6 protein-coding genes are annotated in these 7,627 nt (G+C 69.2%); 3 read left to right on the top strand and 3 right to left on the bottom strand.

The annotated features are described in order from the left end of the window. Nucleotides 1-702 precede the first annotated feature (702 nt). Nucleotides 703-1,440 carry a cysteine hydrolase family protein gene (locus tag ENSA5_RS03130; protein ID WP_106390064.1) on the top strand — a complete coding sequence of 246 codons (738 nt, stop codon included), beginning with the start codon at nucleotides 703-705 and terminating at the stop codon, nucleotides 1,438-1,440. Between the two features lie 9 nt (nucleotides 1,441-1,449). Here ENSA5_RS03130 and gspC read toward each other — a convergent pair whose 3' ends face one another. From gspC to ENSA5_RS03115, 3 genes are all read right to left on the bottom strand, one after another. Then, nucleotides 1,450-2,373 (bottom strand): type II secretion system protein GspC, encoded by a 924-nt coding sequence (gspC, locus tag ENSA5_RS03125; RefSeq protein WP_106390063.1) that lies wholly within the window; start codon nucleotides 2,371-2,373, stop codon nucleotides 1,450-1,452. A gap of 206 nt (nucleotides 2,374-2,579) precedes the next feature. After that, nucleotides 2,580-4,064: an ABC transporter permease gene (locus ENSA5_RS03120; protein WP_146155263.1), complete on the bottom strand. Its 1,485-nt coding sequence runs from the start codon at nucleotides 4,062-4,064 to the stop codon at nucleotides 2,580-2,582. Between the two features lie 3 nt (nucleotides 4,065-4,067). Continuing rightward, nucleotides 4,068-5,954 carry an ABC transporter permease gene (locus ENSA5_RS03115; protein ID WP_106390061.1) on the bottom strand — a complete coding sequence of 629 codons (1,887 nt, stop codon included), beginning with the start codon at nucleotides 5,952-5,954 and terminating at the stop codon, nucleotides 4,068-4,070. Between the two features lie 568 nt (nucleotides 5,955-6,522). Between ENSA5_RS03115 and ENSA5_RS03110 the strand changes: the two genes are divergently transcribed. Further along, on the top strand, nucleotides 6,523-7,287 hold the full coding sequence (locus ENSA5_RS03110) for a hypothetical protein (RefSeq protein WP_146155262.1): 765 nt from the start codon (nucleotides 6,523-6,525) through the stop codon (nucleotides 7,285-7,287). A 25-nt stretch (nucleotides 7,288-7,312) separates the two neighbouring features. Continuing rightward, the coding region (locus ENSA5_RS03105) for an MJ0042-type zinc finger domain-containing protein (RefSeq protein WP_219906721.1) at nucleotides 7,313-7,627 on the top strand (315 nt) is incomplete at its 3' end.

The following is a 7,627-nucleotide window of genomic DNA, read 5'->3' as shown; positions in this document are numbered from 1 at the left end:
GTCGCTCACAACCGGGCAACACCACCAAGAGCCTTCTGCACCCCAGATGGCGAGGCGACGGCCCTCGCTCGGACCTCCTGCGGCCCGCGCGGAGCCTCATCGTCACGACCCTGCCCCATCAACAACCAGCCCGACCTCGCTACCCGCCCGCCGTCCAAAACCAGCCCAACCTCGCTACCCGCCCGCCGTCCAAAGCCAGCCCGACCTCGCGACCCGCTCGCCGTCCCAGAGCGGGGACGCCCATCGCCGAAAGATGAGCGCACAAAGGACGCAGGAGGTCCGAGCGAGGGCTATCGCCGCCCGAAAAGCACCAGCGAAGAGCAGTCGCTCACAACCGGGCAACACCACCAAGAGCCTTCTGCACCCCAGATGGCGAGGCGACGGCCCTCGCTCGGACCTCCTGCGGCCCGCGCGGAGCCTCATCGTCACGACCCTGCCCCATCAACAACCCAAAGCCAGCCCGACCTCGCGACCCGCCCGCCGTCCCAAAGCGGGCCCCCCATCGCCAAAAGATGAGCGCACAAAGGACGCAGGAGGACCTCCTGCGGCCCGCGCGGAGCCCCAACGTTCGCGACAGCCCTCACCAACGACTTCGAGGTCCCCGCCGCAAGACGCGACCTACGGGGTTAGTCTGAACGAGTGAGCGACAAACCCGAACAACAAACCAGCCTCGGCCAGACAGAGGCCGCGTTCGACGCCTGGATCGAGGGCACGCTCGACTCCCGCGACGTCGAGGCCGACCCCCTCGCCGATCGCTACCGCCAGTCGATCACCCCCGCGAGCCGACCCCAGCGCTCGCTCGCCCACCAGCACGCCGCGCTGCTGTGCATCGACATGCAGTTCCTAGACGCCGCCCGAGGCCACGGCGTGTTCGCCCCCGGCCGGCCCGAGGCCGCCTCGCCGGCCGCTCAGGACTACTACTTCGAGCGCCTCGAGCGGGTCGTGTTGCCCAACGTCGGCGCGCTCCAGGCCTGCTTTCGGACCCACGGACTCGAGGTCATCCATGCTCGCATTCAGTCGCTGACTCGGGACGGCCGCGATCGCAGCCCCGGCCACAAGCGCCTCGAGCTCCTCGCTCCGCCCGGGTCCAAGGAGGCCGAGTTCTTGCCCGAGATCGCGCCGGTCGGCGACGAGATCGTGATCAACAAGACCGCGAGCGGGATCTTTACTGCGACCAACGCCCGCTACATCCTGGCCAACCTCGGCGTCACGGCCCTCTACGTCGTCGGCGTGTATACGAACGAGTGCGTCTCGACCACGGTCCGCGACGCCTGCGACCTCGGCTTCGACGTGACGCTGATCGAGGACGGCTGCGCGACGGTCAGCCGGCGGCTGCACCGAAACACGCTCGCGGTCCTGCGCGATCGCTACGCCCGGGTCGGGACCACGGCCGAGGTCATCGCCGAGGTCAATCGCCTCTGCCAGCTCGCGAGCCCCTGAGCGCTCCGGTCAGCGAATCGCGATGTGCGTGTCGAAGACCTTGCCCTTGCGCAGCACGGTCACGTCGAGGTTCGAGGCCCGGCGCAGCTTGGTGTAGAGGCCGATCGCCCGATCCATGGAGTCGAGCTCGACCCCGTTGACCGCGAGCAAGGTGTCGCCGTTGTGGAGCCCGAGCAGGCGCAGGATCGTCCCGCGCCGCAGTCGAGACAGGCGAAACCCGCGGATGTCGCCGTCTTTGACGGCCGGGATCAGCTTGGCTTGCCGGGTCAGCTGCGCGGGGTTGGCCAGGAGCTTCTCGACGAACTTGCGATCGACGGTGCAGTCGTTGCCGCGGCAGCTGATCGCCTCGCGGGCGCCGGGGATCTCCCGCGAGCCTCGCTTCTTGGGCTTGGGTTTGGACTTGGCCTTGGGCTTCGACTTGGGCTGCTCGGGGTCGGGCAGCTCGAGCGTCCGCAGGCCCTCGCCCGTGCGCAGCAGCACCCGGCCGCGGCGGATCTCGGCCACGAACACGCCCGCGCGCAGGGGCTCGTTGACTCCAAACACGCCCGTGGCCCCGCGCTCGGGGTCGGCGATCGAAGCCATCGAGTACAGCGGGTCGTCGGACTCCATCGTGGCCAGCAAGACCAGGGGGAGCTGGGTCGGGGCGAGCTCGAGCTGGGGCTGGGCGCCGGGCTCGACGGCCTCGGCCGGCCTGCAGCTCGGGCAGAAGATGTTGTGGTCGACGAGGTCGGCCGGGGCGGGCGCGCTCTGAGCCGAGGTCTGCGGCGGCTTGGGTCGCGCCGCTCGCTCGGGCTCGGGCGCGGGCGCGTCAGCGGGGCGCGCGGCGGCCTCGACCAGGGTCTCGTCGGACAACAACAGGCGACTCGCGGTGGCTGTGGTCAGGGTCGAGCCCGCGAGGGCGACCAGCCCCAACCATCCCGCGGCGCGGAACATGGCGAAACTGGGCCTGGGTAGTGAAATTACAGAGATAGGCGCTCCTCTCCCGCCGGGGACGGCGTGGGGCCCGGGCAGCGCTCGATCAGCCGCGCAGCTTGCGACAGGTCGGACCCCCGTCGCGCGCGCGGCACGAAGCTGCGGACTCCCAAGGAGTAGCACAGGCGCTGGTCGGCATCATGTTTGAGCCCCCGCGAACACGGCGCTCAGCCGCGGACCAACGCGATCGGGCGGGTCTTGCTGACGCGGCGCGCGATCGGGCCCGTGACCACGGCGCAGACGGCGACGGCGATCGCCGAGGGGATCAGCAGATCCACAAACACGAACGCGACCGGCAGGTGGTCGATCATGTAGATGTCGGGATCGAGCTCGAACTCGAGCAGCGAGAGCGCGCCGAGGCTGACCGTCCCGAGCGCGAGGCCGAGGATCGATCCGAGCGCGCCGATGCCCAGCCCGACCGACTCGAACACCCAAAACAGCTGGCGCGGCGTGGCCCCGAGCGCCGCGAGCACGCCGATGTGTCGGCGCTCGCGTCGGACCAGGACCAGGAGCGCGCCGAGCAGCGAGCCCGAGGCGACGACGACGATCAGGCTCAAGATCAGGACCAGCAGGGCCTTGGTCTGACGGATCGAGCTCAGCGTCGCCGAGCGCTCGGCCCAGCTCGCGGCCCGGTAGAGGGGCTGGAGGCGCTGGGCTGTGCGCGGGCGATTGAGCTGCTCGACGAGCTCGCGGGTTACCGGCAAGGCCGCGCCGAGCCCCGCCGCGCCGGGCTCGAGCTCGAGCTCGATACCCGAGGCCCGCGACTCACCGAACACGATCGCCTGGGCGGCGCTGATGTGCATGAGCACGAAGCTCGCGTCGAACTCGGCGAAGCCGGTGTCGAGCAGACCGAGGACCTCGAACTCGCCGTGGCGCGGCTGGCCTGCGGTCGCGTCGCGATCTTGGCGGATCTCGGCGGGCACGACGACCCGGACCCGCGCGCCCGGCCGCGCGTCGAGCCGGCGGGCGAGCCGGGTCCCGAGCACGATGCCCGGCGACGTGCGCGGCCCCGCCGGGCGCAGGGCCTCGAAGCCGCCGACCGAGAACAGATCCTGCGCGGTCGAGAAGCCCGAGAGCCGGTCCGGATCGACGCCCTTGATCGTCACGATGACCGGGTCGTGGCCCAAGTCCGGGGAGTCCGGCGAGTCCGAGGAGCCCGGCGAGTCGCCGACCACGACGATCGCCCCGACCCCGAACACGAAGGGCGAGGCAGCCCGGACCCGCGCGTCGGCCTCGAGCTCGCTCGCGATCGCGTCGTACTCGAAGAAGTCGAGGCCGTACTTGCTGACCATCGCGTGACCGTTGAGCCGGGCGAGCGAGGACACGAGCAGGCCCTCGATGCCCGAGGCCACGCCGAGGACCACGAACAAGCTCGCGACCCCGAGCGCGAGCCCGAGCACCGCGACGACCAACATCGCGCGCAGGCGCACGGCCAGCGCGGCGATCAGGACCACGAGGCTCGCGAGCCAAAACCCGGCGACGATCACCGGCCCGCGCAGCCCGGCCGCGAGCGCGACCCCGGCCGCCGCGAGCGCGACCCCAGCGACCACGCCGACCCGAGCCCAGCCGGGCGAGGCCCGCTCACGCCGGATCAGCCGCTGCGCGACCAAGCTGACGAAGCCGCCCACGAGCGGCCCTCGTGCCCCGGCCATCGCTCACTCGTAGCGCAGGCCCTCGACCGGCCGGAGCCGCGCGGCCCGAAGCGAGGGGGGGATCGTCGCGATGAAGCAAAACACCAGCGACAGCCCGAGGATCCAGGCGATCTGGACCAGGCTGATCTCGACCGGCAATTGCTCGATGAAGTAGACCTCGGGATCGAGGGTGTAGCCGTAGAGCTGCACCAACCAGCACATCACGAGGCCAAACACGACCCCGGCGAGCGAGCCCGCGAGGCCGATCGTCATGCCCGTGACCTGGAAGATCCGCGCGACCTGGGGCCCGGTCGCGCCCATCGACATGATGATCGCAACCTCCGGCGTCCGCCGGATGACCATGGTCCACAGGGCCGAGAGCACGTTGAAGCTGGCCACGAAGATGACCAGCGAGAGGATCACCGTGATGATGTTCTTCTGGGTCCGGATCGACGAGAACAAATTCTCGTTGAGCTTTTGCCACTCGAGCACGGAGTACTCGGCGACCTGCTCGCCGTTGAGCGCCGCGCGGATCGAGGCCCCGACCTCGGGCGCGAGGTCCTGGTCGGCGAGGCGCAGATCGACGCCCGAGACGATGTCCTTGCCGCGGTATTTGAAGCGCTGCAGCTCCTTGATGTCGACGTAGACGAGGCGGCTGTCGTACTCCTGAAACCCGGCCTGGAACACGCCCGCGATCAGGTAGTAGATGAACTTCGGCTCCTCGCTATGATCAAAGGTGGCGCCAGGGTCGACGAGGCGGACGACGTCACCCTCGCCGAGCTTGAGCTCGCGCGCGAGCCCGACGCCGATGAACATCGTCGGCAGCGAGCTCTTGTCGATCTGATCTTCGATCGTGATCGCGCCGAGGTCTTCGGGCGGATCTTCCCAGACGTCGTCTTGGATGCGCGCGCGGCCGAGGCGAAAGGGATCGTCTTGGTGATCGGTCGCGGTCCACGCGTTGATCGCCGCGTCGTACCAGCCAGCCCCCCGGGGATCGGGGCTCTGGGCGATGACCTGGGGCAGATCGCCGTCGGGCCGATCGGGGACCGGCATCAGCTCGTAGTCGCTGCGTAGATCGCTCAGCGGGATCACCCGACCGCTGCCGCGCTCGAGGTGCTGGGGGAGATCGATGACCTGGTCGGCGGTCCGCGGCTCGATGCCCTTGACCAACACGCTGGCGAGCTTGACGTCGCTGGCGTTGGCCTCGGTCGGGTGGCCGCGGTCGGTGTGCGGAGCCAGGGCCATCGCGTAGTAGACGAAGGGGCTCGCGCCCTCGACCCCGGGCAGCGTGCGCAGCCAGCCCTCGAAGCGGCGATACTCCGAGATGCCGAACGCGCGGGTCACGTTGATGTGCGCGTACACGCCCAGCACCCGGCGCTCGAACTCGTGCTGAAAGCCCGTCGCGACCGACTGCACGACCAGCAGCGCCGCGACACCGAGGACCACCCCGATGATCGAGGTTGTGCCGAAGACCGAGAAGCGCTGGGCGATCAACACCAGCAGGCCCGCGAAGCTGGCCGCGGCGACATAGAAGACCAGCCAGACCCGCAGCGGCTTGAACAGCTCGAGCATCGCGCCGTCGTCGCGATCGACGACGTGGTTGAAGATCAGCAGCGCGACCAGGCCCAGGGCCGCCGTCGACCAGAAGAACATCAGCCAGAACCGACTGCGACGCCACGTCGGGCTCTGCTCGCCCTTGCGCCGAATGATCCGAAGACCGACGAGGCGCTCGTAGCCCGTGAACCCGACCAGCACGAGGCGCAGCAGCAGCAGCCCCAGCGACACGCCCCCGAACCAGCTCAGGACCTCGGCCCAGGCCGGCATGTCGGGCAGCAGGATCAGCGGCGTGGTCAGCGCAAAAACGTAGAGCAGCAGGAGCGCGGGATGCTCGCGGACCTCGCCACGACTCATCAGGCGCCTGCGTGGGGACCGTGACTTGCTTTGCTTGTCCTGCACCGCGACTCGCCGAGGCGTGCGCGAACGCTACTTCCAAGACCCAGCCCGGGCAAGCGTGGGTGTCACGCCCCCGCTGACCACCCCTGCGCGGCGCCTGGGACGGGCCGGAGTCTCGGGATGTCAGGCCTCGCCCGAACCGGCGCCAACACACGCCCTTCTTGGAGCCTGCAGGCGTTGGACGTCGGCTGAGAGGCCACTGGCGCGATCGAGATCTCGCGCGATCTCCTACTTTGACACCCGCCGACGCAAATCAATAGCGATCTCCGTGGCTTGGCGAACGCCCAATCCTTGACATGAAATCCAGGCGCGGGCTACGCTCCGCTCGATTCTCCCGGAGCACTGCATGCCGCGAAGGTTCCTTTGCTTGTCCGCTCTGGTGGCCACTTTTTTCGTCTCCTCGGAGGCGCAGGCGGGCAAGTACGATCTCGATCTGACGCCACTTGGCCAAGTGGACGCCGACGACGGTTCTCTAACGCAGGACAACGCTGCGTTTCGATCGCTGTCATCCGAAGTCGGGGTGCTCATGGCACCCAGGCCCGTCGATCCCGCAGACTCTCTGGGTCTGTCGGGGTTCGCGGTGTCCGCCGACGTCACCATCAACACCCTCAGCGGCGACGCCGAGTACTGGCGGGACACGACGCGGGGCAGCCCGAACAACGTCGCGCCCTCGCTCCAGGTCATGGGTCGAAAGGGCCTGTGGCCCGGGATCGAGGTCGGAGCGGGTGCCACGCACCTGTTCGACAGCCGAATGTGGGCGATCGCCGGCTACGGCAAGGTCTCGATCCACGAGGGCTTTCACCACCTGCCGATCCCGTCGATCGCGCTGCGCGGCATGTTCTCGCGCCTGCTCGGCGCCAAGGATCTCGACCTCACGACGATCTCCGTCGGCGCGTCGCTGTCCCACGTGTTTGGCATCGGGAGCACCTTCAACATCACGCCCTACGCCGGCTACGACGCGCTGCTCGTGTTCGCCAGCACCGGGATCCTCGACGCGACCCCCGGTCGCGACGAGTTCCTCGAGGGCTCCCAGCCGTGCGGCAACGGGGATCCAGACTGCGCGCTGCAGTCGGAGTTCGTGTTCCGTCAGCAAGACGTGATCGTCCGCCATCGCCCCTACCTCGGCGTGCGCTTCATCTTCAGCGTGCTCCGGATCGGCATCGAGGCGATGTTCGTGCCGCCCGGGGCCTCGAGCTCCGACGTCGCCTTGCTCGGCGGCTCGACCGAGACGGTGTCCGACGGATCCGGCTTCCAACAGCAGTACACCGTGTCATTCGGTCTGGACTTCTAGATCGTTCGCACCGCGGAGACCGTCCTTGATCATCGCTTGCCCCGAGTGCACGAGCCCCTTTCAGGTCGCTGACGGCCAGATCGCCGCCCTCGTCCAGGTCGAGTGCCCGACCTGCTCGTTTCGCATGATCCTCGACTTCGAGGCGGCCAACGACGCCTCGTTGCGTGAGGCCGGCATGCAGATGGCGCAGGGCTTCCACGATGAGGCTTCGTACCGTCAGGCCGTCGGCGCGGGCGAGGTCAGCTACGCCGAGCCCAAGCCCGGGCTGCGTGCCGTGCCCGAGCCAACGCCTGCGCCCAAGCCGGCGCCGACTCCCCGGCCCGCCGCCGCGCCCCAGCCC

It is taken from the genome of Enhygromyxa salina, from assembly GCF_002994615.1.
GTDB lineage: Bacteria > Myxococcota_A > Polyangia > Nannocystales > Nannocystaceae > Plesiocystis > Plesiocystis salina_A.
This window is presented reverse-complemented; position numbering and strand designations above follow the sequence as displayed.

Bases quoted from the DNA above. Each gene is read 5' to 3' on its own strand.
- gspC (WP_106390063.1), bottom strand. From the start codon at position 2,373: ATGTTCCGCGCCGCGGGATGGTTGGGGCTGGTCGCCCTCGCGGGCTCG.
- ENSA5_RS03120 (WP_146155263.1), bottom strand. From the start codon at position 4,064: ATGGCCGGGGCACGAGGGCCGCTCGTGGGCGGCTTCGTCAGCTTGGTC.
- ENSA5_RS03115 (WP_106390061.1), bottom strand. From the start codon at position 5,954: ATGAGTCGTGGCGAGGTCCGCGAGCATCCCGCGCTCCTGCTGCTCTAC.
- ENSA5_RS03110 (WP_146155262.1), top strand. From the start codon at position 6,523: ATGGCACCCAGGCCCGTCGATCCCGCAGACTCTCTGGGTCTGTCGGGG.